At 51.8% G+C, this 25,403-nt stretch carries 27 protein-coding genes and 1 pseudogene; 12 read left to right on the plus strand and 16 right to left on the minus strand.

Features of this window, described 5'->3' with window-relative positions:
• Positions 1-2 precede the first annotated feature (2 nt).
• The 4 genes from BZJ17_RS04165 to rfaD are packed head-to-tail and all read right to left on the minus strand — an operon-like array spanning position 3 to position 3,785.
• The gene (locus BZJ17_RS04165) at positions 3-782 is read right to left on the minus strand and encodes a glycosyltransferase family 2 protein (RefSeq protein ID WP_077639862.1); all 780 of its coding nucleotides are present in this window, start codon (positions 780-782) and stop codon (positions 3-5) included.
• Positions 779-1,819, minus strand: coding sequence for a lipopolysaccharide heptosyltransferase II (gene waaF / locus BZJ17_RS04170; RefSeq protein WP_077639863.1), 1,041 nt, complete (start codon positions 1,817-1,819; stop codon positions 779-781). The genes BZJ17_RS04165 and waaF overlap by 4 nt, the downstream gene beginning before the upstream one ends.
• A complete protein-coding gene (locus tag BZJ17_RS04175; protein WP_077639864.1) occupies positions 1,816-2,796 on the minus strand; it encodes a lipid A biosynthesis (KDO)2-(lauroyl)-lipid IVA acyltransferase in 981 nt (326 codons plus the stop codon). The genes waaF and BZJ17_RS04175 overlap by 4 nt, the downstream gene beginning before the upstream one ends.
• Positions 2,797-2,840: 44 nt before the next feature.
• Positions 2,841-3,785 (minus strand): ADP-glyceromanno-heptose 6-epimerase, encoded by a 945-nt coding sequence (gene rfaD, locus BZJ17_RS04180; protein WP_077639865.1) that lies wholly within the window; start codon positions 3,783-3,785, stop codon positions 2,841-2,843.
• A gap of 100 nt (positions 3,786-3,885) precedes the next feature.
• Between rfaD and BZJ17_RS04185 the strand changes: the two genes are divergently transcribed.
• The 3 genes from BZJ17_RS04185 (at position 3,886) to tdh (ending at position 6,989) form a co-directional block, all read left to right on the plus strand.
• Positions 3,886-4,554 carry a TetR/AcrR family transcriptional regulator gene (locus BZJ17_RS04185; protein WP_069590877.1) on the plus strand — a complete coding sequence of 223 codons (669 nt, stop codon included), beginning with the start codon at positions 3,886-3,888 and terminating at the stop codon, positions 4,552-4,554.
• A 190-nt stretch (positions 4,555-4,744) separates the two neighbouring features.
• A complete protein-coding gene (locus BZJ17_RS04190; protein WP_077639866.1) occupies positions 4,745-5,941 on the plus strand; it encodes a glycine C-acetyltransferase in 1,197 nt (398 codons plus the stop codon).
• Between the two features lie 19 nt (positions 5,942-5,960).
• Positions 5,961-6,989 (plus strand): L-threonine 3-dehydrogenase, encoded by a 1,029-nt coding sequence (tdh, locus tag BZJ17_RS04195; protein ID WP_108743775.1) that lies wholly within the window; start codon positions 5,961-5,963, stop codon positions 6,987-6,989.
• Between the two features lie 66 nt (positions 6,990-7,055).
• On the opposite strand, the gene BZJ17_RS04200 is transcribed toward tdh, so the two are convergent.
• Both BZJ17_RS04200 and gpmM read right to left on the minus strand, forming a co-directional pair.
• Positions 7,056-8,165 (minus strand): peptidoglycan DD-metalloendopeptidase family protein, encoded by a 1,110-nt coding sequence (locus BZJ17_RS04200; protein ID WP_241836756.1) that lies wholly within the window; start codon positions 8,163-8,165, stop codon positions 7,056-7,058.
• A gap of 31 nt (positions 8,166-8,196) precedes the next feature.
• Positions 8,197-9,735 (minus strand): 2,3-bisphosphoglycerate-independent phosphoglycerate mutase, encoded by a 1,539-nt coding sequence (gpmM, locus tag BZJ17_RS04205; protein WP_077639869.1) that lies wholly within the window; start codon positions 9,733-9,735, stop codon positions 8,197-8,199.
• Between the two features lie 462 nt (positions 9,736-10,197).
• Here gpmM and BZJ17_RS04210 point away from each other — a divergent pair, with 462 nt between their 5' ends.
• The 4 genes and pseudogenes from BZJ17_RS04210 (at position 10,198) to cysE (ending at position 13,130) form a co-directional block, all read left to right on the plus strand.
• Positions 10,198-10,659: a rhodanese-like domain-containing protein gene (locus BZJ17_RS04210; protein ID WP_069590870.1), complete on the plus strand. Its 462-nt coding sequence runs from the start codon at positions 10,198-10,200 to the stop codon at positions 10,657-10,659.
• 97 nt (positions 10,660-10,756) lie between these two features.
• Complete coding sequence (gene secB, locus BZJ17_RS04215; protein WP_069590868.1) at positions 10,757-11,233, plus strand: protein-export chaperone SecB; 477 nt, start codon at positions 10,757-10,759, stop codon at positions 11,231-11,233.
• 9 nt (positions 11,234-11,242) lie between these two features.
• A pseudogene (locus BZJ17_RS04220) lies at positions 11,243-12,174 on the plus strand (NAD(P)H-dependent glycerol-3-phosphate dehydrogenase).
• 122 nt (positions 12,175-12,296) lie between these two features.
• Positions 12,297-13,130, plus strand: coding sequence for a serine O-acetyltransferase (gene cysE / locus BZJ17_RS04225; RefSeq protein WP_069590864.1), 834 nt, complete (start codon positions 12,297-12,299; stop codon positions 13,128-13,130).
• Between the two features lie 58 nt (positions 13,131-13,188).
• On the opposite strand, the gene pfkA is transcribed toward cysE, so the two are convergent.
• From pfkA to BZJ17_RS04240, 3 genes are all read right to left on the minus strand, one after another.
• A complete protein-coding gene (pfkA, locus tag BZJ17_RS04230; protein ID WP_069590862.1) occupies positions 13,189-14,151 on the minus strand; it encodes a 6-phosphofructokinase in 963 nt (320 codons plus the stop codon).
• 154 nt (positions 14,152-14,305) lie between these two features.
• Positions 14,306-15,232, minus strand: coding sequence for a CDF family cation-efflux transporter FieF (gene fieF / locus BZJ17_RS04235; RefSeq protein ID WP_077639870.1), 927 nt, complete (start codon positions 15,230-15,232; stop codon positions 14,306-14,308).
• Between the two features lie 76 nt (positions 15,233-15,308).
• Complete coding sequence (locus tag BZJ17_RS04240; protein ID WP_077639871.1) at positions 15,309-15,746, minus strand: Spy/CpxP family protein refolding chaperone; 438 nt, start codon at positions 15,744-15,746, stop codon at positions 15,309-15,311.
• A 155-nt stretch (positions 15,747-15,901) separates the two neighbouring features.
• On the opposite strand from BZJ17_RS04240, the gene BZJ17_RS04245 reads away from it, so the two are divergent.
• The 3 genes from BZJ17_RS04245 to BZJ17_RS04255 all read left to right on the plus strand — a co-directional run bounded on the left by BZJ17_RS04245 (position 15,902) and on the right by BZJ17_RS04255 (position 18,513).
• Positions 15,902-16,597 (plus strand): response regulator, encoded by a 696-nt coding sequence (locus BZJ17_RS04245; protein WP_069590857.1) that lies wholly within the window; start codon positions 15,902-15,904, stop codon positions 16,595-16,597.
• Positions 16,585-17,985 (plus strand): envelope stress sensor histidine kinase CpxA, encoded by a 1,401-nt coding sequence (cpxA, locus tag BZJ17_RS04250; protein WP_077639872.1) that lies wholly within the window; start codon positions 16,585-16,587, stop codon positions 17,983-17,985. The genes BZJ17_RS04245 and cpxA overlap by 13 nt, the downstream gene beginning before the upstream one ends.
• Before the next feature lie 63 nt (positions 17,986-18,048).
• Positions 18,049-18,513, plus strand: coding sequence for a tRNA (cytidine(34)-2'-O)-methyltransferase (locus BZJ17_RS04255; RefSeq protein WP_069590854.1), 465 nt, complete (start codon positions 18,049-18,051; stop codon positions 18,511-18,513).
• Between the two features lie 50 nt (positions 18,514-18,563).
• On the opposite strand, the gene tpiA is transcribed toward BZJ17_RS04255, so the two are convergent.
• The gene (tpiA, locus tag BZJ17_RS04260; protein WP_069590852.1) at positions 18,564-19,331 is read right to left on the minus strand and encodes a triose-phosphate isomerase; all 768 of its coding nucleotides are present in this window, start codon (positions 19,329-19,331) and stop codon (positions 18,564-18,566) included.
• 260 nt (positions 19,332-19,591) lie between these two features.
• Here tpiA and BZJ17_RS04265 point away from each other — a divergent pair, with 260 nt between their 5' ends.
• Positions 19,592-19,951, plus strand: coding sequence for a 5-carboxymethyl-2-hydroxymuconate Delta-isomerase (locus BZJ17_RS04265; protein ID WP_069590851.1), 360 nt, complete (start codon positions 19,592-19,594; stop codon positions 19,949-19,951).
• 51 nt (positions 19,952-20,002) lie between these two features.
• Here the strand turns inward: BZJ17_RS04265 and BZJ17_RS04270 are convergent, their stop codons facing one another.
• From BZJ17_RS04270 to glpX, 4 genes are all read right to left on the minus strand, one after another.
• Positions 20,003-20,344, minus strand: coding sequence for a DUF3135 domain-containing protein (locus BZJ17_RS04270; protein WP_069590849.1), 342 nt, complete (start codon positions 20,342-20,344; stop codon positions 20,003-20,005).
• Positions 20,345-20,582: 238 nt separating this feature from the next.
• Positions 20,583-21,326 carry a ferredoxin--NADP reductase gene (locus BZJ17_RS04275; RefSeq protein ID WP_069590846.1) on the minus strand — a complete coding sequence of 248 codons (744 nt, stop codon included), beginning with the start codon at positions 21,324-21,326 and terminating at the stop codon, positions 20,583-20,585.
• A 9-nt stretch (positions 21,327-21,335) separates the two neighbouring features.
• Positions 21,336-21,956: a metalloregulator ArsR/SmtB family transcription factor gene (locus tag BZJ17_RS04280; RefSeq protein ID WP_077455151.1), complete on the minus strand. Its 621-nt coding sequence runs from the start codon at positions 21,954-21,956 to the stop codon at positions 21,336-21,338.
• A 129-nt stretch (positions 21,957-22,085) separates the two neighbouring features.
• Positions 22,086-23,093 (minus strand): class II fructose-bisphosphatase, encoded by a 1,008-nt coding sequence (gene glpX / locus BZJ17_RS04285; RefSeq protein WP_077639873.1) that lies wholly within the window; start codon positions 23,091-23,093, stop codon positions 22,086-22,088.
• A gap of 302 nt (positions 23,094-23,395) precedes the next feature.
• Between glpX and zapB the strand changes: the two genes are divergently transcribed.
• Entirely contained in the window at positions 23,396-23,638 is a 243-nt protein-coding gene (gene zapB / locus BZJ17_RS04290) for a cell division protein ZapB (protein ID WP_069590841.1), read from the plus strand.
• Positions 23,639-23,689: 51 nt separating this feature from the next.
• Here zapB and rraA read toward each other — a convergent pair whose 3' ends face one another.
• Both rraA and BZJ17_RS04300 read right to left on the minus strand, forming a co-directional pair.
• Positions 23,690-24,208, minus strand: a complete 519-nt coding sequence (gene rraA, locus BZJ17_RS04295) for a ribonuclease E activity regulator RraA (RefSeq protein WP_069590839.1) — start codon at positions 24,206-24,208, stop codon at positions 23,690-23,692.
• Positions 24,209-24,327: 119 nt separating this feature from the next.
• Positions 24,328-25,233: a 1,4-dihydroxy-2-naphthoate polyprenyltransferase gene (locus tag BZJ17_RS04300; protein WP_069590837.1), complete on the minus strand. Its 906-nt coding sequence runs from the start codon at positions 25,231-25,233 to the stop codon at positions 24,328-24,330.
• Between the last annotated feature and the right edge of the window lie 170 nt (positions 25,234-25,403).

The raw sequence follows: 25,403 nt of genomic DNA on the forward strand, positions 1-25,403 counted from the left end.
GATCAAGATTGCCTCTTAACATAGTCTCTCAACCACAAATCGGCATAGCGTGTGAAGACGACATTAGCACTGAGTAGTGCAAGGACAAGCCCATGTCGACCATCTAAAAAGCCTTTTTTTAATATATACATTTTTATGAATCGAAATAGTGCATGGCTAATCGCTTTTAATACACTCGACGACTTTTTACCTTCCCTCTGATCACTCCAAAGCTTTATGTACTGGTTAGTCTTCGCGGTGTACTCATGAAGATAATGAAATGTATTATGCTTTAATAAACCATCTAAATAGACTTTTTGATGTGTACTGGGTACTAAAACATGTTCATGGACTAGCGAGTCAGAATACTGAGCCTCAGATGTTTTATAGAGACGACAGATCCAATCAGGGTGCCAACCAGAGTGTTTTATTTCCTTGCCAAATGCACGGGATAGTCGGTTCACATAATAAACTATGTTCGTTTTTTGGCTATTAATGGCACTTAAGATGCTTTCTTTTAATTCAGGAGTGACTTGTTCATCAGCATCTAGCCACAAGACAAAATCACTTTCCACATATGCTTGTGCGCGCTGTCGCTGCTTACCAAAACCTTGCCAATCTGATTCAATATAGACTTTGTCCGTATATTGTTTGGCAATATCGAGCGTCTGATCGGTGCTGCCAGAATCAAGAATGATGATCTCATCGACCCAGCCATCTACGGACTGTAGACACGGCTCGAGATTGTGTGCCTCGTTTTTTACAATCAGTGCGACGGCAAGAGTATTAGTTGTTTTGGTCATGATGGCTTCCCTGTCCTTGCCACTAGATCAATTACCTGGCGTGGGTCCAAATCGTTTAAACATTTTAAATGCCCTAACGGACATTCGCGTTTAAAGCATGGGCGGCAGTCGATATCGGTGTGAATAATATCGACTTTATGGGTTAATGGGGGCGTATACTCCGGGGATGTGGAGCCATATACCGCAATGACATGACAATTTACCGCGGCAGCGATATGCATCAGACCCGAGTCGTTGCTGACCACGGTTTGGCAGGCGCCGAGTAAGTCAACGGCTTCAATCAGGCTGGTTTTTCCCGCTAACACATACATGTCATCTTGCTGGCCAGACTGTGCGGCAATGTTTTCACAGGTTTCAACGTCTTTTGCCGAGCCGAACAGCCACACTTGGTAGCCTTGTGCAATCATTGCTTGTGCGACCGCGGCATAGTGGCGTTCGGGCCACTTTTTCGCTGGGCCAAATTCGGCCCCTGGGCATAAACCAAGCACGGGCTTATCTTGATTCAGCCCCAGTTTTTTGACCACGGCCGCTTGTGCGTCAGGGTCAATGGTTAACTCAGGTTTTGGCAGGCCTTCAAGACCGCCGAGTGAGGCTGAGCTTTGCATCTCAGCACGAGGGTGAGCCAATGCGACATAGCGCTCAACCATGTACTGAAAGGCTTTCTTGTTGGGGCGTAAGTCATTCAGCAAGCCATACCGCATTTCACCTTTCCAGCCTGTGCGCACTGGAATATTGGCAAACCAAGGGATCAGTGCCGATTTGGCCGAATTAGGCAACACATAGGCGTGATCATAGTGGTGCTTTGCGAGTGCTTTACCTAATTGGCGACGTTTACCGAGCGCAAATTCGCCATGGCCGAGCGGCATCTCAATGCTGCGATTGACCTCAGGCATGCGTGCCAAGATTGGGGCACACCAAGCTGGTGCCATCACATCAATCTTGGCGTTAGGGTGCTGTTGCTTAATAGTTTTATACAGTGATTGTGACATCACCATATCGCCTACCCAAGAGGGACCAATGACCAGTACGTTCATCATGCTGCCGCCTTCTTTTTTGCTTCTTGATAAATGTTGCGGCCATCTTCTCGGGTCCGGAGAAGCTGAAGAATCCACATATATTGGTCTAGCTGTCCTTCTAGCATTGTCTCGATTTGCGCATTCATAGCGCGTGCATCTGTCTGACTTTCGCCTGTCGGAAAGTCGTTGAATGCGGGATAAACGGTGATGTTAAATCGCCCTGTTTGGGCATTAAAGCCGGACAATACCGGGACAATATGGGAACGGGTCACTTTGCTTAGCTTGCCCAAACTTGGCAAGGTGGCTTTGGTGGTGGCAAAAAACGGCACGAATTCGCTGCTTTCATCACGCATATCTTCATCAGGCAAGTAGTAACCTAGAAATCCGCGTTTAACGGCGCGAATAAAGGGTTTAATTCCGGCTTCACGTTCGTAGCAATTCCCGCCGTATTGCACGCGTTGGCGATGCATCAGCCAATCCAGCAGGCGATTCTTTTGTCGTTTAGAAAAGGCCGCCACTGGTAGCCCTTGAGAAGCAAACAGAATGGCTGCGGCATCAATGGCCCATGTGTGGGGGACAAATAGGATCACCGCTTCGCCATTATCCGTGTGGCGAGTGATATGCTCCATGCCCGCGACGTCACAGTGGTGTTGAAACCAATGGCGGCTTCGCAAGGTGATCAGCGGAAAGCTAAGCAAAAAGGCCCCAGCCGTGGTTAAGGTTTCTACCAAAATCGCCTGACGAGCCTCGGCGGATTTGTCAGGAAAGCAGGCTTCGAGGTTAAGCCATGCATTCAAAATGGTACCTTTTTTCTTTGCTACCAGTTTGTTGGCGACCCAGCGAGAAAAGCGATACTTCGCCTTAGCCGGAGTGAGTAAACAAACGGGAAGGGCAACCAAAAGCATCAGCCATGTGCCCCAGTATTTGGGCGCCAGATAGGCACGCGAAAATTCTGGGTTGTAGGCATGCGCGTCGTAATCGTGTCGCTGTTTTGTCATTGCTCTTTCTCACGCCCCAGCCTCACCGGGGCGAACTATTGTTATTAGCGATTAATTTCGGCCAAGTACGCGGCAACACCTTCAGCAACGGTTTTAAATGTTGCGGTGTAGCCTGCCTCTCGAACCTTGGTGAGATCGGCTTGCGTGTAGGCTTGGTAACGGCCTTTCAGGTGGGCAGGAAATGGAATCTCTTCGATTTCGCCTTTGCCGTGAAATGCGATCACTGCATTGGCAACGGCGCTGAATGGCTCAGCACGGCCGGTACCGCAGTTAAAAATCCCAGAGACTTGCTGCTGCCAGAACCAGATATTCATTGCGCAAACATCGCCGACATAGACAAAATCACGCTTGAAGGTATCACTGCCTTCAAAAAGTTTGGGATTTTCACCATTTAGAATTTGTTGGTTAAGGTGGTAGGCCACTGAGGCCATACTGCCTTTGTGCTGCTCGCGCGGGCCATACACATTAAAGTAGCGAAAGCCGGTGATAGGTGGCAGTGTTTCACCATGAGCTGCCGCATCGTCCCATACGCGACGAACATAGTTATCGAATTGCTGTTTCGAATAGCCATAGACATTGAGTGCCCCTTCATAGTCGGGCGATTCAATGAAATCGCTGTCGCGTCCGCCGTAAGTGGCTGCTGACGAGGCGTATAAGAATGGAATATCACGCTCAATACAATAATGGAGTAGCTCTTTGGAGTACTCATAGTTATTGAGCATCATGTACTTACCATCCCACTCTGTGGTGGAAGAACAGGCGCCTTGGTGGAAAACCGCCTCAATAGGACCAAAATCATCACCCGCCATAATTTGGGTGAGGAAATCGTCTTTATCCATGTAGTCGGCGATATCGAGATCAACGAGGTTAGCGAACTTGGTGCCGTCTTTTAGGTTATCGACCACCACAATATCGCGATAGCCTTGCTGGTTGAGTGCTTTTACTAAGTTGCTGCCGATCATGCCGGCGCCACCTGTCACAATTATCATATCATTACCTAAATTTTTGCCTGACGACAGACGCCGTCGCCTTCGCTGTTGTCTGTGATAGTATGGTTTAGCATCAACCGGGCAGAGGACAGAACCATACATGAAAACCCGCGATCGAATTATCCATGCTGCACTGGCTTTGTTCAATCAACATGGCGAGCCAAATATTACCACAAACCATATTGCGGCTGACCTCGGTATCAGCCCGGGCAACCTTTACTATCACTTTCGCAATAAAGAGGCGATTATACACAGTATATTCGACCAATACGCGCAAGATCTCGCCTTGGCGTTTGATCCTCATCAGCCCCGCGACGATACCCAAGCCCTGTTGCAGCATTATTTAGATGCGACGTTTAGCCTGATGTGGCGGTATCGGTTTTTTTACGCCAACCTGCCCGACATCCTGCGCCGAGATGAAGCTTTGCAACAAAAGTACTTGGCCGCCCAGCAACAGCTGCAAGTTAATTTAATGACCATACTTCAACACTATAGCCAAGCAGGCTGGCTCGCGCTGGATGAAAGTGCCCTTAGTGCCGTTGGCGAAACCCTGAAGTTGGTGGCGTCGAGCTGGATTTTTTACCAAAGCGCCCAGGCTCCCCAAACGCAAATTCACGCGGGGGTGATTTATAAAGGGGTTCTGCAAATGCTAGAACTCCTCAGGCCCTTAACTACCGCACAAGGGCAAGCCGCCATTGGTGTATTAATAGACCACTATCGCAAGCAATTAGTTCGCCAAGATAAGCATGCTTTAGACACGCTGAACTGAGTAGCTCGACGGTTTGCCTGCCTAGCTGCGCGATATTCAAACAAGATGACAGCGATTACACGATATGAATCACTGTCTGACATCCCTTATTGGCACCCGGGTATTTAACGTGCCATGATAGCCGCCATCATTCGCTGCCACCGTTAGGCAGCGACCTTCCTAAAGTAATCATCACAGCATGGAGATTGCGATGACGGCTGCCTTCTATCAGCAAATTCGTCACCAGCTTGAGCAAGTAAAAGCTGATGGCTTGTACAAAAGTGAACGTCTTATTACCTCGCCACAAGCGGCCAGTGTTGCCGTCAATCATGAGCAGCAGGTACTGAACTTTTGCGCCAATAACTACTTGGGGTTGGCGAACCATCCTGAGTTGGTCAAGGCTGCCAAGGCAGGAATGGATGAGCACGGTTTTGGTATGGCGTCGGTACGGTTTATTTGTGGGACGCAAGATGCACACAAAACCCTGGAAGCCAAGTTATCTGACTTTCTCGGGATGGAAGATACCATCCTGTATTCCTCATGCTTTGATGCCAACGCGGGCTTGTTCGAAACCATTCTCGGCCCTGACGATGCCATTATTTCTGATGCGCTAAACCATGCGTCGATTATCGATGGCGTACGCTTGTGTAAAGCGAAGCGATTCCGTTATGCCAACAACGATATGGACGAGCTGGAAGCCCAGCTTCAAGCTGCGAAAGCCGCCGGTGTAGCGAACATATTGATTGTGACTGATGGTGTCTTCTCGATGGACGGCGTGGTCGCGAACTTACCGGCTGTGTGTGACCTGGCGGAGCAATATGGCGCGTTAGTCATGGTGGATGATTCCCACGCGGTTGGCTTTATGGGCGAGCATGGCCGAGGGACGCACGAATACCATCAAGTGATGGATCGTGTCGACATCATCACCGGCACCTTGGGTAAAGCGATGGGCGGCGCGTCAGGGGGTTACACGTCAGGCAAAAAAGAGGTGATCGATTGGCTGCGTCAGCGTTCGCGTCCTTACCTTTTCTCCAACTCGCTGGCACCTGCGATTGTGTCTGCCTCTATTCGCGTACTGGATATGCTGGCCGAAAGTGACCACTTGCGTGAGCAGCTTTGGGACAACAGCAAGCACTTCCGTGCACGCATGACGGAAGCTGGCTTTACGCTAGCAGGGGCCGATCACGCCATTATTCCTGTGATGCTTGGCGATGCCAAAGTCGCCAGTGAGTTTGCCGAGCGCATGATGGAAGAGGGCGTCTATGTGGTGGGCTTTTCCTACCCAGTGGTACCGAAAGGTCAAGCTCGTATCCGCACCCAGATGTCAGCCGCGCATACACGTGAGCAATTGGACCGAGCTATTGATGCCTTCATTAAAGTAGGCAAAGAGATGCAACTGATTGGGTAATGTCATGACACAAACAACCATGAAAGCTTTGGCGAAACTCAAAGCGGAGCCCGGCATTTGGATGACGGAGACCGAGCTTCCCGAGCTGGGGCACAACGATCTACTGATCAAGATTCGAAAAACGGCTATCTGTGGCACCGACGTGCACATTTACAAATGGGATGAGTGGTCGCAAAAGACCATTCCGGTGCCTATGGTGGTTGGCCACGAATATGTCGGTGAAGTGGTCGGCATTGGTCAGGAAGTGCGTGGCTTCTCTCTGGGCGATCGGGTTTCAGGAGAAGGGCATATCACTTGTGGACACTGCCGTAACTGTCGTGGTGGTCGCACTCACTTATGTCGCAACACCGTTGGTGTGGGCGTTAACCGCGAAGGTGCCTTCGCGGAGTATCTGGTGATCCCCGCGTTTAACGCGTTCAAAATCCCCGATGAGATCTCCGATGACCTAGCCTCGATTTTCGACCCATTCGGTAATGCCGTGCATACGGCGCTGTCCTTTGATTTGGTGGGCGAAGACGTGTTGATCACCGGCGCGGGGCCGATTGGCATCATGGCCGCTGCGGTGGCCCGTCATGTTGGGGCGCGTCATGTGGTGATCACTGACGTGAATGAATATCGCCTCGAGCTTGCTCGTAAGATGGGTGTCACACGTGCGGTCAATGTGGCTGAGTCCTCTCTGGAGTCGGTAATGGCAGAGCTTGGCATGACGGAAGGCTTTGATGTTGGCCTCGAAATGTCTGGGGTGCCGACGGCGTTTAATAGCATGTTGGCGGCCATGAACCACGGTGGCAAGATTGCGCTCCTTGGCATCCCACCGAGTGATATGGGCATTGATTGGAATCAGGTGATCTTTAAAGGGCTCGTGATCAAAGGTATCTACGGCCGCGAGATGTTCGAAACCTGGTACAAGATGGCATCGTTAATTCAATCTGGCTTGGATTTAACCCCGATCATCACCCATCACTACAGCGTGGATGACTTCCAACAAGGCTTTGATGTGATGTGTTCAGGACAATCTGGCAAGGTGATCCTCGATTGGCAGCGCTAACGCCTCTGGTTTAGCGGCGCTGAAGCGCGCAAAACATCCGCACGCCCACCTATTTGGTGGGCGTTTTTAATCCAGCCAAGGGAGTGGATTGGTGGTGTTGCCTTTGCGGCGAATTTCGAAATACAAGGAAGGGGTGGATTGGCCACCGCTGTCGCCGACCAAGGCGATAGGCTCACCGGCGGTCACGGTATCGCCCACATCTTTTAGCAAGGCTTGGTTATAACCATACAAGGTCATGTCACCTTTACCGTGGTCTACGGCAATCAATAGGCCATAGCCACGCAACCAGCTCGATAGCACCACTTTACCCGCATGCGCCGCTTTCACTTCGGTGCCGCGCTTGGCGCCAATCACCACACCGTTCCAACTGACTTGGCCGGACTGACGTTCGCCAAAACGGTGTAACAACGTGCCTTTGACGGGCCAAGTGAGCTTGCCTTTGGCATTCGCAATCCCTGCCATCTTCACGGTGGCGCGTCGTGCCGCCGCGGCGATTTCTTCTTGTAAACGTTGTTTGTTCGCGTTGAGTTCCGCAAGGTAGGCACTGTCACTGGCAATTTGTGCGCGAATTTTTTTCGCCGTTTGACTTTGTGCGTTTTGCTCGCTTTCCAAATCCCGCTTTTTCTCTTGCAGTTCGGCGACCAAAGCAGACTGCTTATCGCGTTGTTGTTTCAGCTGGTGCGCGGTTAACTGATATTCGGTACGTGTGGCGGCGAGGGATTCAATCGCAGCTTGACGAGATTGTGCCAAGGTTTCGGCATAACGTGTGAGTCGGTCTAATTGTGCAATGTCGTCGCCACTGAGTAGGCGCTGGAGCTGATCGTGTTGGCCTTGACGGTATTGTGCGTCCAGTAAGTCGGCCAGTAAGGCTTGCTGGCCAATCATCTCTTGTTGGAGACGGGCCTGTTTTTTAGTGAGCGTCTCAATCTCGGCCTCTGTATCACCAAGAGCGCTCTGTGCAGAGCGAATTCGTTTCGATAGCGTTTCAATCCGCGTGGCTTGCGCTTTTAAATCCCGTTGCAGGTGATTCAGTTTTTTGTTGTGTGCGGCCAATTGCGATTGTTGGCGAGCGATTTCATCACTGACGCCTTCCAATTGGGAATTGGCGCTCGTTGAAAAAGTGAGCAGGCACAGAAAAACGCCAGTGCACAAGGCACTGGCGCGGAGGGCTGTCAAAAAGCGTGTTCGTTTCTCCCGCATGAGGGGATTATTTCAGATCGAACACCGGCTTGCCAGTCATCTCTTCTGGAATCTCCATACCGGTCAAGGCCAGCATGGTTGGGGCCAGATCAGACAGCTTGCCGCCTTCTTTCAACGTGATGTCTTTACTGCCCACATACATCAGTGGCACTGGCAAATTGGTGTGGGCGGTGTAAGCGCCACCAGTGTTTGGATCCACCATCATCTCGGCGTTACCGTGGTCGGCGGTAATCAGCATCTGACCGTCCACTTCTTTAATCGCTTCCAGCACGCGACCAATGCAATGGTCTACCGCTTCACATGCCTTCACCGCGGCATCGTACACGCCAGTGTGGCCGACCATGTCGCCGTTCGGGTAGTTACAGATGATCATATCGAACTTGCCAGATTTGATCGCCGCAACGAGCTTGTCGGTCAACTCTTCTGAGCTCATTTCAGGCTGCAGATCGTAGGTTGCCACTTTTGGTGAGGCAACCAACGCACGTTCTTCGCCTTCAAACACGGTCTCGATACCGCCGTTAAAGAAGAAAGTCACGTGAGCGTACTTCTCAGTTTCAGAAATGCGCAGCTGGGTTTTACCGTTTTTCGAGAGCCACTCACCCAAGGTGTTGGACAAGCTCTCTGGTGGGAAGGCGACCGTGGTATCGATGTCGGCTGCATATTCTGTCAGCATCACAAAGTCAGACAGCTCAGCGTATTTTTTACGCGTAAAGCCATCGAAATCCGGCATAAAGGCGCGGGTCATTTGACGCGCACGGTCGGCACGGAAGTTCATGAAGATGACTGCATCGCCGTCGTTGATAGTCGCTTTATTGTCACCGTCGCGATAAATTTCGGTCGGCGCGACAAACTCATCGTTTTCTTCACGGGCGTACGCAGCCTCTAGGCCCTCAACCGCGCTGGTCGCCGTGAACTCGCCATGAGCTTGGGTAAGCAGGTCATAAGCGCGCTCAACACGGTCCCAGTTGTTGTCTCGGTCCATCGCGTAGTAACGGCCCACCAAAGATGCAATGCGGCCTTTACCGAGTTTGGCAAACAGGGTATCAAAACGCTCAAGTGATGCTTTGGCGCTACGTGGTGGCGTATCACGCCCGTCGAGGAAGCAGTGCAGGTAGATTTGGTCGGCACCGCGTTCAGCGGCAAGCTCAACCATAGCCGCAATATGGTCTTCATGACTGTGTACACCGCCTGGTGACATCAGACCCATAATGTGAACCGCTTTACCTTTGTCTACCGCTTTATCAACGGCAGCAGTCAGCGCTGGCGTTTGGTTAAATTCACCATCTGCAATGGCTTTGGTGATCCGAGTCAAGTCTTGGTAAACCACGCGGCCAGCACCAATGTTCACGTGTCCCACTTCTGAGTTACCCATTTGCCCGTCCGGCAGGCCCACATCGAAACCTGATGCAGAGATCAAGGTGCTGTTAGCGGCCATCAGGCTATCAAGTACTGGGGTGTTGGCGTTGGTGATCGCATTATCGCTTTGTGGATCGCGATAACCCCAACCATCGAGAATCACCAGTGCGAGTGGTTTTTTTGCAGACATATTACGTCCTCTCAATTCAAGCTAAAGACTGACATTGGCTGCCATAAGACAACCACTGAGGCTTGATGCCGACCCGAGCTGAGCAGCAGCATGACTCAATGGTTATTGAATGAGCGTAATTTTACTACATTTTACGCCGCGATATGTAGGCTAAGATCAATTATCCCTGCTGACAAGTTGACCGTTAGGCTTGCCAATGCCCCTTGAGTCCCCTCATTATGGCGAAGATCCAGCCGGCTTGCGAATGGCTTTGCTCGATTTCTGCTATTGGTGAAACCTTCTTTCTTTTCAAGTTATTGAGCGGGTGGGGAAAACCGTGCTAGTCATCTGGCAAGTGAGCGAGCGCGCGGATTTACGCGGACAGGCTGTAAAACCATGGCGAGCAAGTTATACTCGACACCATTTTTCACCCCTTGATGGATTCTCGCGACGCGAGTCAGCAAGCAGTATAGAGCAAAGATTATGCAGGAATATATCGATTTCGTCTCCAACAACATGCTCCTCACTTTGGCATGGGTAGGTTTAGCCGCAGCACTGCTAATGTCCTTAATTAAGCAGAAAACCGCGGCATACAAAGTGGTTGCGCCGAACCAAGCGGCGATTATTACCAACCGTGAAAACGGTGTGTTTGTCGATATCCGTAGTCGTGATGAGTACCGTGCTGGCCACATCACTGGTGCGATCAACCTCTTGCCGAGTGAAATCAAATCGAACTCACTGGGTGAGCTTGAAAAACACAAAAATGCCCCCATCATTGTGGTATGTAAAACAGGTCAAACGGCGGCAGAAAGCGCAAACCAGCTAGTCAAAGCTGGGTTTGACACTGTGTATGTACTTAAAGATGGTCTCACCTCTTGGAATGATGCCAATATGCCACTGGTTCGCGCCAAAAGCAGCAAGGGCAAAACCAAGAAGAAAAAGTGATCATCAACTCAAATATCGAGCGGTCGCATGACGCGGCGGCTCGCTTTTTTTAATGTGCTGGGCACATTGAGCCAATTTAAAGTAAGGATTAACCATCATGGCTGAAGCAGAAACCAATCAACAAGCCGAGCAAAATTTCGCTATCCAACGTGTGTTTTTGAAAGATGTGTCTTTCGAAGCGCCAAACTCTCCGGAAGTGTTCCAACAAGATTGGGCGCCAGACGTTAACTTGGATCTCGACACGCAAAGCCGTGAGCTAGGCGAAGGCATTTATGAAGTGGTTCTGCGCCTCACGGTGACAGTGAAAAACCAAGACAGCAATGCCTTCCTTTGTGAAGTGCAGCAAGGCGGTATTTTCTCAGTGACTGGCATGGAAGCGCCACAATTGGCACACTGCTTGGGTGCATTCTGCCCGAACATTCTTTTCCCGTATGCCCGTGAAACCATTTCAAGCTTGGTCGTCAAAGGCACCTTCCCGCAATTGAACCTTGCTCCTGTTAACTTTGATGCGCTGTTCATGAACTATCTGCAACAGCAAGCTGACGAGCAAAAAACCGAAGACGCGCAAGCGTAAGGATTGGCCATGACCACGTTGGCACCGACACAAGACGCTGCAATCACCGTACTAGGCGCAGGCTCTTACGGCACAGCACTGGCGATTTCACTCGCCAGAAACGGTGCCAATGTCGTGTTGTGGGGCCATGATCCCCTGCATATCGCGCAGCTCGAAACGGACCGTGCCAATCAGGCGTTTTTGCCTGATATCGCGTTTCCGGACTCATTGATCTTGTGTGCTGACTTAGCGGTGGCAGTGAATGCCAGCCGCGATTTGTTAGTTGTGGTACCCAGCCACGTCTTTGGTGATGTGTTAGGTAAGGTGAAGCGCAACTGGGCGACAACATCCCGCTTGCGGTCTTGTCGGGCCCTACCTTCGCCAAAGAGCTGGCGGCGGGTTTGCCTACCGCGATTTCGGTGGCTTCTCCGGATGCGACATTTGTGAGTGAGTTACAAGACACCATTCACTGTCAGCACAGCTTTCGCGTTTATGGTAACCACGACTTCATCGGTATGCAGCTTGGCGGTGCGGTGAAGAATGTGATTGCGATTGGCGCAGGTATCTCCGATGGGATTGGCTTTGGCGCCAATGCGCGCACCGCACTGATCACCCGAGGGCTTGCTGAAATGACACGCTTGGGGGAGGCGCTGGGTGCGTCACGCGATACCTTTATGGGTATGGCTGGGCTCGGTGACTTGGTGCTCACCTGTACCGACAACCAATCTCGAAATCGTCGCTTTGGCTTAGCGCTCGGGCAGGGCGAGGGCGTTCAAGACGCGCAAGATAAGATTGGTCAAGTGGTTGAAGGCTACCGCAACACTAAAGAAGTGTGGGCGCTAGCGCAACGCGCAGGCGTGGAAATGCCGATTGTCGAGCAAATCTATCAAGTCCTTTACCAAGGTAAAGCGGCCCAGCAAGCGGCAAAAGACTTGCTCGCACGAGAGAAAAAGTCGGAATAATCGCCCAGCGAGTGCAAACTAAAACGCGCGGGGTGAGAACCGCGCGTTTTTTTTATACACTGGCAGTGGCACTGGACGTGTATACGTCCTGGTTGTAGGTCATTTTTGTAAGGACGAAGGCAGTGAATAAGGCCAGAAAAGAATGCCAGCAACACCGCGTATGGCAAGCGGTGAAAAAGGAAGCGCGCGAGCATGCTGAACGCGAGCCGATGTTGGCGAGTTTTTACCATGCCACCATTATCAAGCACGACAACCTTGCCAGTGCGTTAAGTTATATTTTGGCGAACAAGCTATCGACCCCGTCGATGCCGTCGATGGCGGTGCGAGAGGTCATCGAAGAAGTCTATGCCAATGATGCTTGCGTGACGGAGTCAGCCGCCTGCGATATTTGTGCCACGGTAGAGCGTGATCCCGCGGTGGAGCTATATTCAACGCCACTTTTATACCTAAAAGGTTTTCATGCGTTGCAAGGCTTTCGCGTCGCGAATTGGTTATGGCGTCAGGGCCGTAAGGAGCTCGCCACCTATCTTCAAAACCAAATCTCGGTGACATGTCAAGTTGATGTGCACCCTGCAGCCTGTATCGGGCGTGGCATTATGTTTGACCATGCCACCGGCATTGTGATCGGCGAAACCGCGGTGATTGAAGACGATGTCTCTATCCTACAAGACGTGACCTTGGGCGGTACTGGTAAAGAAGGTGGCGATCGCCATCCAAAAGTCCGCACAGGGGTGATGATTGGCGCAGGGGCGAAGATTTTAGGCAATATCGATATTGGCGAAGGCGCGAAAATCGGCTCCTGCTCTGTGGTGCTCAACCCTGTTCCGCCCCATACCACCGTGGCCGGTGTGCCGGCGAAAATTGTGGGCCGACCCAGCTCGCATATGCCGTCTTTGGATATGGACCAAGAATTCAACGGCTCGCATAAAACCTTTATCTCTGGTGATGGGATCTAATCTAGCCGATAAAAAAACGGAGCCACTGGCTCCGTTTTTGTTCGCATATTGAACGAGATTAAAACAGCTTTTCTGCTACTTCGTACAAATCTTGGCGGAATGGACGCTTCATGTTTTCAATAGCGTCGATGATGTCGTGATGCACCATTTTATCGTTCTGAATACCCACACAACGGCCACCTTCACCTTGCTGGAGAAGATCGACGGCATATGCACCCATGCGGGATGCCAAAATACGGTCAAAAGCACCCGGTTGGCCGCCACGCTGGATGTGGCCCAAGATGGTTGCACGGGTCTCGCGGCCGGTTTCGGTCTCGATAAACTTCGCCAGTTCGTTTACGTCGGTCATCAATTCTGTGATAGCGACAATGGCGTGTTTCTTACCCTTGTAGATCCCTTCTTTGATTTTCGACAGCAGTTTGTCTTTATCCAAGCCAGTCTCTGGGGTAATGATGTATTCGCAGCCACCCGCAACGGATGCCATCAAGGTGAGATCACCACAATGGCGGCCCATCACTTCGACAATCGAGATACGTTGGTGAGAGGATGAGGTATCGCGCAGACGGTCAATCGCATCGATAACGGTGTTCAAGGCGGTCATGTAACCGATGGTGTAGTCAGTACCGGCTACATCGTTGTCAATGGTGCCGGGTAGGCCGATACAAGGATAGCCCATTTCAGTAAGCTTCTTGGCGCCCATGAATGAGCCGTCGCCACCAATTACCACCAGTGCATCAATACCGTGCATCTTGAGGTTTTGGATCGCTTGTTCACGTACTTTCTCGTCCGCGAACTCCGGGAAGCGGGCTGAGCCTAAAAACGTACCGCCGCGGTTAATTACGTCGGAAACACTGGTGCGGTTAAGACGCTCAATTCGGTTTTGGTGTAAACCGAGAAAGCCATCATAGATGCCGTAAACTTCGAGTCCTTCGGTGAGTGCGCTACGTACCACTCCACGAATCGCTGCATTCATGCCCGGCGCATCGCCGCCACTGGTCAAAACACCAATTTTTCTAACCATGGTTACCCTCTGACTTTTGGTCACTTATTTCGCGCCGATTGCGGTAATGGCAACCTACTTGCCCCAGTGTACCCGCAATGACTATTGCTTAAACTGTAATTTTCCTACTTCTGTAATAGTATTACAATTACTGTCGCTAAAAAGTTGATACATGTCAGCCCTGTGGGCTTTTGTTCACTGCCGATGATGAGAATTGTGCGCGCTCTTTGTCCACCACGGATACGGGATCTTGGTGGATCATGATGTCCGCGCCGGGAAATGCAATGAGCAACCGGTCTTCCACTTCATCGGCAATCGTATGTGCATCTACTAAGGGTAGCTCGTCATCCAGCTCAATGTGCAGTTGGATAAACGTTGTCATCCCAGCTTGGCGTGTACGCAGCTGGTGGATGCCCCGCACACCCGCCACAGAGCTTGAAAGCACGGCGATGCGTTCTTGATCATCAAGCGGAATTTGCCGGTCGAGTAACGACTGGACTGCCTCGTAGGCCATTTTGATTGCTTGCCACAAAATAAAGCCACTGATCCCAATCGCGAACCAGGCGTCGGCTTGTGTCCACCCATACCAACTGAGGACCAGTGCAACAATAATCGCCACATTCATCAGCAAATCTGACTGATAGTGCAGCGCATCGGCACGAATCGCGGGGCTCGCGGTTTTACGGATCACCCACTTTTGAAATAGCACCAACCCCAAAGTCACGAGCGTGGCCCCCACACTCACGGCTACCCCGAGTTCAGGGGCTGCAATGGGTACAGGCTTGAACAAACGTTCAAGCCCACTGAGCAGCAAAAACGAGGCCGAACCGACAATAAAGGTTGATTGAGCTAAGGCGGCTAATGACTCAGCCTTACCATGGCCAAAGCTGTGTTCATTGTCAGCCGGTTGCACGGCATAACGCACCACGACTAAGTTGGTTAATGAGGCAAGCAAGTCGAGTAGCGAGTCCACGAAGGAGGCGAGCACACTGACCGAGCCGGTCAGCCACCAAGCAATCAGCTTGGCGATCAGCAATAGGGTGGCGACGCAGGTTGCGGCCCAAGCAGCGGCCTCAACCCAGAAGGCATACTTTTTTGTCATACCGAGGGCAGAAGGTTAATCAAGTCTGCCCTCAGTATATATCTCATTCACGGCAAAGGTATGACACGGCGCAGGTTTAACGTGAACAATCGCCTTTTTTACCGTGATGACGACGCTGCCCTTTGCCTTGTTTATCATGCTTTTTATGCATGGCGTCAAAGAACGCAGTTTGCTGCTCTGGGGTGAGCACCTGCATCATCGCGTGTTGATGACGTGCATGGGCCACGCGGCGTTCAATATTCGGCTGTGGCTGAGCCGACAATAAATCGCGCACCGCTTGCTCATCAAAGGTGTCTTGGGTCAGTAAGGTTTTCATCTTGGCTTGAAAGTCGCCGCGTGCCTGCTGACGTTGAGTGCGGTACTCATCACGCAGTGCTTGGAGTTGAGTTTGTTGAGCCTCGGTTAAATCCAGATCTCGCCACATCCCGCGGTCCATGCCATCACCAAAGTGGGGAGCGGCGAGGGTGGGCAGGGCAATGGCGGCTATTGCCAGGCCGATAGTGAAACGTTTCATTATTTTTCTCCAGTGGTGAGTGGTTACCTGTTTAGCTTACGGGCTGGGATGTAAAGTCACGTTATTCGGTGTAAAGATGGGTAAAGTCACTCATCCGCGGGCGTAGCTATGATAGAACTACGGCTAATTGATAATGGGCAGAGAGTCTGATTGCCATGCAAGAGGTTTTGATCATCGATGATGATACCGCACTGACGGATTTACTCAGTGAGCTGCTCTCTCTGGAGGGATTTTCGGTGCGTTGTGCGGATAATGGCCAAGCTGGCCTTGAGATGGCGAGTGCCTCGCCCCCTGACATTATTTTACTTGATGTGATGATGCCGGTTTTGAACGGCATGGAAACCTTACGTCAGCTGCGCGCCACATCCAACGTCGCGATCTTGATGCTCACGGCGCGAGGAGAAGAAGTAGACCGAGTGATGGGGCTCGAGCTGGGGGCGGATGACTATTTGGCCAAACCCTTTAGCGATCGCGAACTGCTGGCGCGAATGCGGGCCATTTTGCGCCGAACGCAGGTCGTAAGCGCAGAGTCGGCACCGCCTGAAGATGAGCCGGTACTGGCCCATCATGATGTGCGAGTGTACCCGCGTCGATTAGAGACGTTGTGCCAAGATAAACCCGTGGCGTTGACCGGTATGGAAACCGAAATGTTGGCCTGTTTGCTTCATCACCCCGGTGAAGTGGTAAGTAAAGCCTTGTTAAGTGAGCAGGTGCTAGGAAAGCGACTCATGCCCTTTGACCGTGCAGTCGATGTGCATATTTCCAATTTGCGTAAGAAGCTGCCAGAGCGCCTTGATGGCAAACCTAGGATTAAAACTCTAAGAGGTAAGGGCTATCTATGGGTCGACTAGGTCTCTGGCGTCGCCAGCTCGCCGAGCGCTGGTCACGGGTGCCCTTTCTCGGAAGCTTATATGGTCGGGTTTTTATCATTTTCTGGCTGACGCTGCTGGCGGTGTTGGCGGCGGTTATCTGGGCACAGCGAGAGGATCCGCGTAGCTTGCATACCATTCCCTCGCCGGAAAAAGCCCGTATCCAAGCCCAACTGGAACAATTGGTAGCAATCTCACAACAGCGTGATATTCCAATTGCGGTGATGGTTGCACGTCAGAATCAACATCGCGGTCATCGTCGCACGCCCTATAAGTTATATTGGGTGCCTGATAGCGCGACATTAGGATCTTTGCCACGCGAATTACGTCATTTTATATCGCAAACCACCGACATCGACGCGCCGATGCAGCGCCTTTATCACCGCAATATGTTGGCCGGCCCCTTCCCCGTCACTACCGCGCGTGAAGCCGGAACCTTTTATCATGCTCGGCGTTGGCAACCCAAGCTGCCGTTTGTGCTTAAAATTTTGGAAAAACCACAGCACTTATTAGTGGTGACAATGTTGGTCAGTACGCCTTTGTTGCTCTGGTTGGCATATACCTTGACGCGTCCCGCGCGGCGGTTTCAAACAGCGAGTCAGCGGGTTGCCAAGGGGCAGTTGGTGATTGATCCTACCCTTGAGCAAGGCCCCAAAGAGTTTCGCGACGCAGGTCGAGGCTTTAACCAAATGGTGACCGCGCTCAATCAGATGGTGACTGGGCAGCAACAACTGGTGTCGGATATTTCCCATGAGTTGCGCTCACCCTTGACCCGATTACAAATGGCACGCGCCTTGGCCGCGCGTGAATTGGGCGATAGCGAAGTATTAGCGCGGATTGAACGGGAAGCGAGCCAATTGGAAGCCTTGATCAGCGAGCTACTCACCTTGTCACGACTGCAATCGCAAGGACACCTTGAACGCGAATCCATCAATGCTCAAGTACTCTGGCAATCGGTTGTTGACGATGCCCAATTTGAAGCGGGGCAGCAGGGTAAGCAGATCGAGGCGACTCCCTTTCCTGATGTCGCATTAACCGTCAATGTGCGCTTAGCCCGCAGTGCGCTCGACAATGTGCTGCGTAATGCGATTCGCTACGCCAATAAACATGTCTGCCTATCGGTTATGAGCGAGCAAGCGGGGTTAAATATTGAGATTCAGGACGATGGCCCCGGCGTTCCTGAGACAATGCTGACTGATATTTTCCGCCCCTTTTATCGCGTGTCTGCCGCGCGAGACCGTCAAGCGGGCGGGACTGGGCTGGGGCTGGCGATTACTGCACAAGCCGTACAGCAACATGGTGGCCAAGTCAGTGCCGCGAACCATCCACAAGGTGGACTCGTGGTGCGCTTGCAATGGCCGAGTGGTTAATATTGCGCAATCTACCAACGGTTGCGACAATACCTGCCTTGCTTACTTTGGTAATGAACTCTCATGTTTGATATAGCGCTTTACGAGCCTGAAATTGCCCCCAATACGGGGAATATCATTCGTCTTTGTGCCAACTGTGGTGCGAACTTGCATTTGATTGAGCCGCTTGGCTTTGATCTGGAGGAAAAGAAAGTCCGTCGTGCGGGACTGGATTATCACGATCTTGCTCGAGTGACACGTCATAAAGACTATGCGGCGTTTGCAAGCGCGATGGCGGGTCGTCGGATCTTTGCGTGTACCACCAAAGCCACCCAGTTCCACACTGAGGCGACGTTTGCGGACGGTGATGTGTTGTTGTTTGGGCCAGAAACGCGCGGCTTGCCTGATGCGTTGATCCAAGCATTGCCAGACGCGCAGCGGTTGCGCATTCCCATGCAGCCAGAGGCACGTAGCCTAAACCTGTCTAATGCCGTGGCCATTATTGGCTATGAAGCTTGGCGGCAATTAGGATTTGCCGGCGCACAATAAAAAACGTCCCCAGGTTGGGGACGTTTTGTTAGATGTTTAGCGTCAGTCGCTTACGCTTTTTTCGCGTCAGCCGCTGCTTTAGCGATAGCGGCAAAGCCCGCTGCGTCAAGCGCGGCACCGCCAACTAGCGCGCCGTCGATATCCGGCATCGCGAATAGCTCTGCAGCATTTCCTGCTTTTACTGAACCGCCGTACTGAATCACAACCTTGCTTGCGACGTCTTCGCTGTAAGACGCAATGTGCTTACGAATGGCCGCGTGGATTTCTTGAGCCTGTTCTGCCGTCGCAGCTTTACCAGTACCGATCGCCCAAATAGGTTCATAGGCAATGATCGCACCGTTCAGCGCTTCAACACCTTGTGATTGGATCACTGCGTCAAGCTGACGTGCACAGACAGCAAGGGTTTCGCCCGCTTCGTTTTGTGCTTCGGACTCACCGATACAAAGTACTGGCGTGAGGCCATTTTCTTTCAAGAAAGCGAATTTCTGCGCGACAAATTCGTCAGATTCTTGGTGATATTCACGACGCTCTGAGTGGCCGATAATAATATGGGTGGCACCAAAGTCTTTCAGCATCTCTGCAGAGATATCACCGGTGAATGCGCCGCTGTTGTGCGTGTCGACGTTTTGCGCACCAAGCTTAATGGCGCTGTCTGCCAGCAGTTGTTCGGCTTGTGCCAAATACATGACCGGTGGCGCAACAGCAACGTCTACACCTTCCACGCCTTTAAGTTCAGCGTTCAGGCCGTTTAGCAGTTCAGTGACCATGGCTTTGCTGCCATTGAGTTTCCAGTTACCCATTACCAATGGACGGCGCATAGGAATTCCTCCGCGGTTTAGTTGATTTGAAGTCAAAAGATGTAAAGAAGGTAGTCTATTGTAGCGCGGCCTTCTCTGTTTAAAATCATAGAATGGCGAGAATGCCTTCGTTTTTACGCGTTTTATTGGCAAAAGTGAACCGCTAAGTAGTAAATTTTCATCATTTTGTGGCACGTCTGGCCAGTGAACTGTGATGGTCTCGCTAGAGTGGTGGTGAAAAATCCGGCACCATAGCCTTTCTCAATAACAAGGAGTGTGTGATGCCGCATTTAATCATGGAATACACAGAATCGGTTTCTGAACGAGTGAACATCGATCAGGTGGTAGAGGCCTTACATCAAGCTGCCATCGCCAGTGAGGTGTTTGAGCCGGCGGCGCTAAAGTCGCGAGCCGTGCCCTGCGGCGTATGGCGGGTTGGAGAACAAGCCGACCGTGGCGATTTTATTCATGTCGAATTTCGCTTGCTCGATGGGCGAACTGTGGCGCAAAAGCAAGCCATTAGCCAAGCGCTGGTTGACGTGTTATCCCGCCATGCTAGTCACGTGAGCAGTTTGACGGTTGAAATTCGTGATATGGAAACCAAAAGCTACAGCAAGCGGGTCGCGTCAGCTGTGGTTTAACCGATGGTAAGGCGGTAACGGGTGGACGTTCCACCCGAGCCGATTTGGGCGTTATTCGCTTGCGCGTGCGCTTTGGCGCGCGGCTTGGCCGACGCGAAAGTCCATGATTTCAGCGTTGTGGCTACGTAGCGATTCGGGTGATTCAAAGGCGGTGGCAAAGCGTGAGTATTGCTTTGACAGCGCTTGAAATAACATGACGTTCACGTGCAGTGGGTTTTTGCCATGTTCTATCACGCGGTTGATGTGGCTTAGCATGGCGTGGAGCTGTGGTTGCGTGGCATGTGAGGCATTGGCAATCACTTCTTCACTCATCTTGAGGCGCAAAGCTTCTAAAGCTTTTGGATCGGACTGAGCCAAAGCGGCCAGTTCATCAAAAGAAGGTAGCGTCTTCATAAGTTACTCCTTTATACGCCGTCGGTCAGATGACCGCATTACCAAGGCGTATGAATAACTATGAGTCGGGGGCGTGGGGGGATCAAATTCAGGGTGTCTGAGCCACTTGGCGCTCTGAACGGGAAAGCAGACTGTGGCACAAACAATCCCCTGAAAAATGACCGATTTTTAGTGCTTATTTTTAACTATAAAAATACAACGGGTTACCGTATGCACCCCAGCAAAGGGGCGCAACGACTTACCAATAGTGCTCGGTGGTAATGTTACCGGGCTTACGGCGTAGGTTTTTGCTTAATCCTTTGCCTTCCAAAATGCTCTTCACTTCTTTGACCATCGCCGGGTTCCCGCACAGCATCACTTGACTATGGTCCGGCTGAAGCGGCAGCCCAACCACACGTTCGAGCAAGCCATCTTCCAACGCATGGGTGATCCGTCCAGAAAGGGCGCCCGCGGTGGGCTCGCGACTCACGAACGGTTGCACGACTAACTGATCGGGGTATTTTTCTTGTAGTGCGTTGATGCGTGCTTGATAGGTCAGATCCGCCGCGAATCTTACCGCATGCACCAAGATAACCTTTCTAAACCGTGACCAAACATCCCCTTGCTCCATAATCGACAGATAAGGACCAATGGCGGTACCGGTGGCGAGCATCCACAAATGTTGGCCTTGCGGCACTTCATCCAAGGTGAAGTAGCCTGCGGGATCTTTGGTGATCATCACGGTTTCACCCGGCTCTAGCGCATGCAGTCGCGGCGACATGAGTCCATCGGCGACACGTGTGGCATAGACTTCGTGATACTTACTTTGAGGAGGGTTTACAAACGAGTAGGCGCGTTGAATGAGTTTACCGTCGATCTCCATCCCCAGTTTTGTAAACTGGCCGGCGGTAAAGGGTTCAATAGGGGCGGATAACACCAGGCTGAAGAGATCCTTCGTCCAATGTTGGTTCTCCACAACTTCAGCCTTGATCCAAGTGGCCATATTACCTCCTCACGTCTTTTCTCCGATTCGATATGTACAGCGACGTTGCCCGGACACGATGTGCTCTTCGCGCTCGATACGGTAAGCATTACCTAAAAGGCGTTGAAATAATTGTATTTCTGAACGGCAAAGCGCCGGACACGTTTTGGCTGCGTGGCAGATAGGGCAGTGATGTTCAATCAATATGTAGTCGGCGCCATCCTGTTGGAGCTCGGCCATATACCCCTCGCTCTCTCTAAGATACGCCAAGGTTTGCAATTTAGCCTCTAAATTATCGCAATCTTTTAGTGCATCTTGATATTGCGCAAGGGTTCGCGCTTCTCGTTGCGCGATCACTTTTTCGACGCCCTGCTCGCCAAACACGTCTTGGACGGAGTCAATCAAGGTGATCGACAGATCGTTATGACTGTCTGCAAAACGGCTATGACCACTGGCCGTGAGCGACCAGTGGCGGGTGGGGCGGCCCACTTTGGCGCGCACATCTTCGAAATCAACCAGCCCTTCTCGCTCAAGGCTCTGTAAGTGTTGGCGCACGCCCATCGTGGTCATCCCCAGCGATTGCGCGAGGGTTTTTGCGCTGACACTGCCTTCTCGTTTAAGGGTATCGAGAATGCGATCGGTAGACTTGATGGTAGTGATAGTGATTACCCCAATACGCTGCCCAGCAGCACACAACTAAATAAAGCAAAGTGTTTACAAAAGGGTAATCGAAATCAATCCACTTGACCAGTCAGGGCAGCACATTGGCTGCCCGCTGAGTTATAAGATGTGATGCTTGATGGCGTCGTCTTTACGGCTTAAATAGTGGGTCGAGCGGATGCGGCGTATGGTACGACATTGACCGCGTACCACCAGGGTTTCTGTGGTGGCCAGATCGCCTTGGCGGCTAATGCCATCTAGCAAGTCCCCTTTGGTGATCCCAGTGGCGGCAAAGACAACGTTATCGCTGCTCGCCATGTCGGACAACGTCAGTACTTGGTGGGCTTGGATCCCCATTTCTTGGCAACGGGCTATTTCTTGCTCACCAAAAGCGCGGTTCTCTGGGGTATCGTCTTTGACTTCGTGGCGAGGGAGCAAACGTCCTTGCATGTCGCCGCCTAGGGCGCGAATAACGGCGGCTGACACCACACCTTCCGGCGCACCGCCAATGCCGACCATCACATCTACTTCGCTTTCAGGCATGCAGGTAAGAATTGAGGCGGCCACGTCGCCATCGGGAAAGGCGAAAACTCGGATCCCGCGTTGCTGCATAGTGGCGATGATGGCGTCATGACGAGGCTTTGCCAAGGTGGCGACGACCAGCGTATCTAGGGTTTTGCCTAGGGCGATGGCGATATTTTCTAAGTTCTCGAGCAGGGGCTTGTGCAGGTCAATGGCACCTTTGGCGCCCGGTCCCACTACCAGTTTTTCCATGTACATATCCGGCGCTTTTAAAAAGCTACCTTTCTCGCCGGCGGCCAGTACCGCCAGGGCATTCGCTTGCCCCATGGCCGTCATGCGTGTGCCTTCAATCGGATCGACGGCAATATCGACCGCGTCGCCGCCCAAGCCGACTTGTTCACCGATATAGAGCATCGGCGCGTCGTCTATTTCGCCCTCGCCAATCACAATTTCACCATCAATCTCGGTGAGGTTCAGTAAGGTACGCATCACGGCAACGGCTGCACCATCCGCTGCATTTTTATCGCCACGGCCCAGCCATTTATAACCGGCAAGGGCGGCGCCTTCGGTGACACGAGAGAAAGCCAGTGCGAGATCGCGTTTCATGAGTACTCCAAGATAAAAGCCACAAAAACTGGTCAGCCCAGTGAGCGCGCGCCAGTTTACCAGAAATAGAAAACGTTTGCGTACGCCTGTGAGCAGAGGATATGTGGAAATACACGTCAGCCGGATCAGGAATAACACCAAATATGCTGGATTTTTGTGCACTTGTGCGTTGGCAAGGCGCGAGAACAGTGGCAGTCTAGCGTGCGCTCGGTACAATAACAGCGGGGTGCACAATCACGTTGCACGGGTTGCTGCTGATGTCAGTAGTAACGGGATCAATCGTCAGAAATAAGGTGGCCTTGATGTCATTGGAAGTATTAGAACAACTCGAAGCAAAAGTACAAATGGCGGTGGATACCATTTCGCTGCTGCAAATGGAAATCGAAGAGCTGAAAGAAAAGAATGACGCGCTAGAGCGTGATGCAGCCTCGGTGAAAGAAAGCCGTGAAAGCCTCGAGCAAGAAAACGCCAAACTGCGTGAAGAGCAAGAAGCGTGGCAAAACCGTATTCGTAGCTTGCTGGGCAAGATTGAGAACGTCGAATAAACAAAAACAGAGCCGATTGGCTCTGTTTTTCTATCCGCGTGAGGCGACGTATTAGTCGTCGTCTTCCTCGTCATCAACGTCGACGCTATCCATGGTGAGCGCGTCGGGTGAGAGGATCACGCCGGTCGTATCTGCATAGACATGATCGTCCGGGAGGAAAGTCACACCGCCAAAGTTGACGGGAACGTCGGTTTCCCCTGTGCCTTGTTCATCCGCGCCGACCGGAATCGATGCCAGTGCTTGAATACCGATATCAATCTCATCAATGGTGTCAACATCACGGACGCAGCCATACACAATCATACCTGCCCAATCGTTATCAGCAGCAAGCTGTGCAATTTCGCCATCAATCAACGCACGGCGCAGTGAGCCACCGCCATCAATCAACATGATTCGTTGCTGACCGTCTTGTTCAGCAAGCTCGCGGATAAGGCCATTATCCTCAAAGCATTTAACGGTTGTAATCTGGCCACCAAACGCACTGCGGCCCCCGTAAGAGCTAAACATTGGCTCCACGACATCCACTTGTTCAAGATACATGTCGCATAGTTCCGAGGTATTGTATTCCATAGTCTAACTTCTTGTTGAGGCAGAAAAAGGCTGACAACATGCGGTTGCCAACAAGGCTAGTCCAAGTATAACGGGCCGATAAGGCTTTGCAATGCAAAAGGGGACAATCTGTGCCCTGATTACACTAACAGCATACCGGTCATAAAAAGGCCATTGGTGACCAATGCACAACGTACCATGTTTCCCATCATAGGACGCAATGCGGTGGCGCTTGCGGCTTGATACACTTCACGGCCATGGCGAATCAATAAGGGAACGCCGGCGAGAAACAACCATCCCAGCCAAGCTTGGAAGGTGAGCGCGGCAAACAGCGAATAGCAAACCACGGCACTGGCAAGCAAAATCACATGATACTGGCGACCTCGATGTGGGCCTAACCGTACCACAAGCGTATGTTTGCCACAGGCGCGATCGTTATCAATGTCGCGTAGGTTATTGATGTTGAGCACTCCCACTGCGAGTAAGCCGCATGCGGTGGCGGGGAGGATAACTAGCGAGTCAATGTGTCCAACTTGTAAATAGTAGGTCCCAGCGACACCCAGCCAACCGAAAAACATCAACACGGAGAGATCCCCCAGCCCACGATAGCCATAGGGTTTATTGCCCACGGTGTAGGTAATGGCCGCCACAATGGCCATGACACCGAGTAGCAGAAAACTGACGATATCAGTCGGTTGTTGGCAGGCAATGGCAATTAAACTGCCACCACTAATGAGCGTGAGTAGTACGTTGAGGATGAGCGCACGCCGCATGGTAGCGATACTCACGTGTCCTGACTGAATAGCGCGCATCGGGCCTAGGCGCGCGGCGTTATCTGTCCCTTTCACCGCATCGCCATAATCATTGGCGAGGTTAGACAAGATCTGCAGTAATAACGCGGTGACCAAGGCCATGGCGCTAATCGACCAAGAAAGACGCCCTTGTGAGGCGGCGACCGCGCTGCCACATAAAATAGAGGTAATGGCAAGGGGCAAGGTCTTGGGCCGAGCGGCATCAAGCCAAATAGCCAAAGTGGATTGAGTCATACAGACACTCTCGACGAACAGACAATATCGCCATTATCGCTTAAGCGTGTAAGTGGGCAACGGGCAGGGTGGGGAAATTCGACTTCCGTTTGCGTCAGCGCAAACTTTTATGCAAAAAAGGGCAGCGTTTGCTGCCCTTGATATCGGTGTGGATTAGAGAATAAAGCGGC

Source organism: Salinivibrio sp. IB574 (genome assembly GCF_001996205.1).
In the GTDB taxonomy this organism is placed as follows: domain Bacteria; phylum Pseudomonadota; class Gammaproteobacteria; order Enterobacterales; family Vibrionaceae; genus Salinivibrio; species Salinivibrio proteolyticus.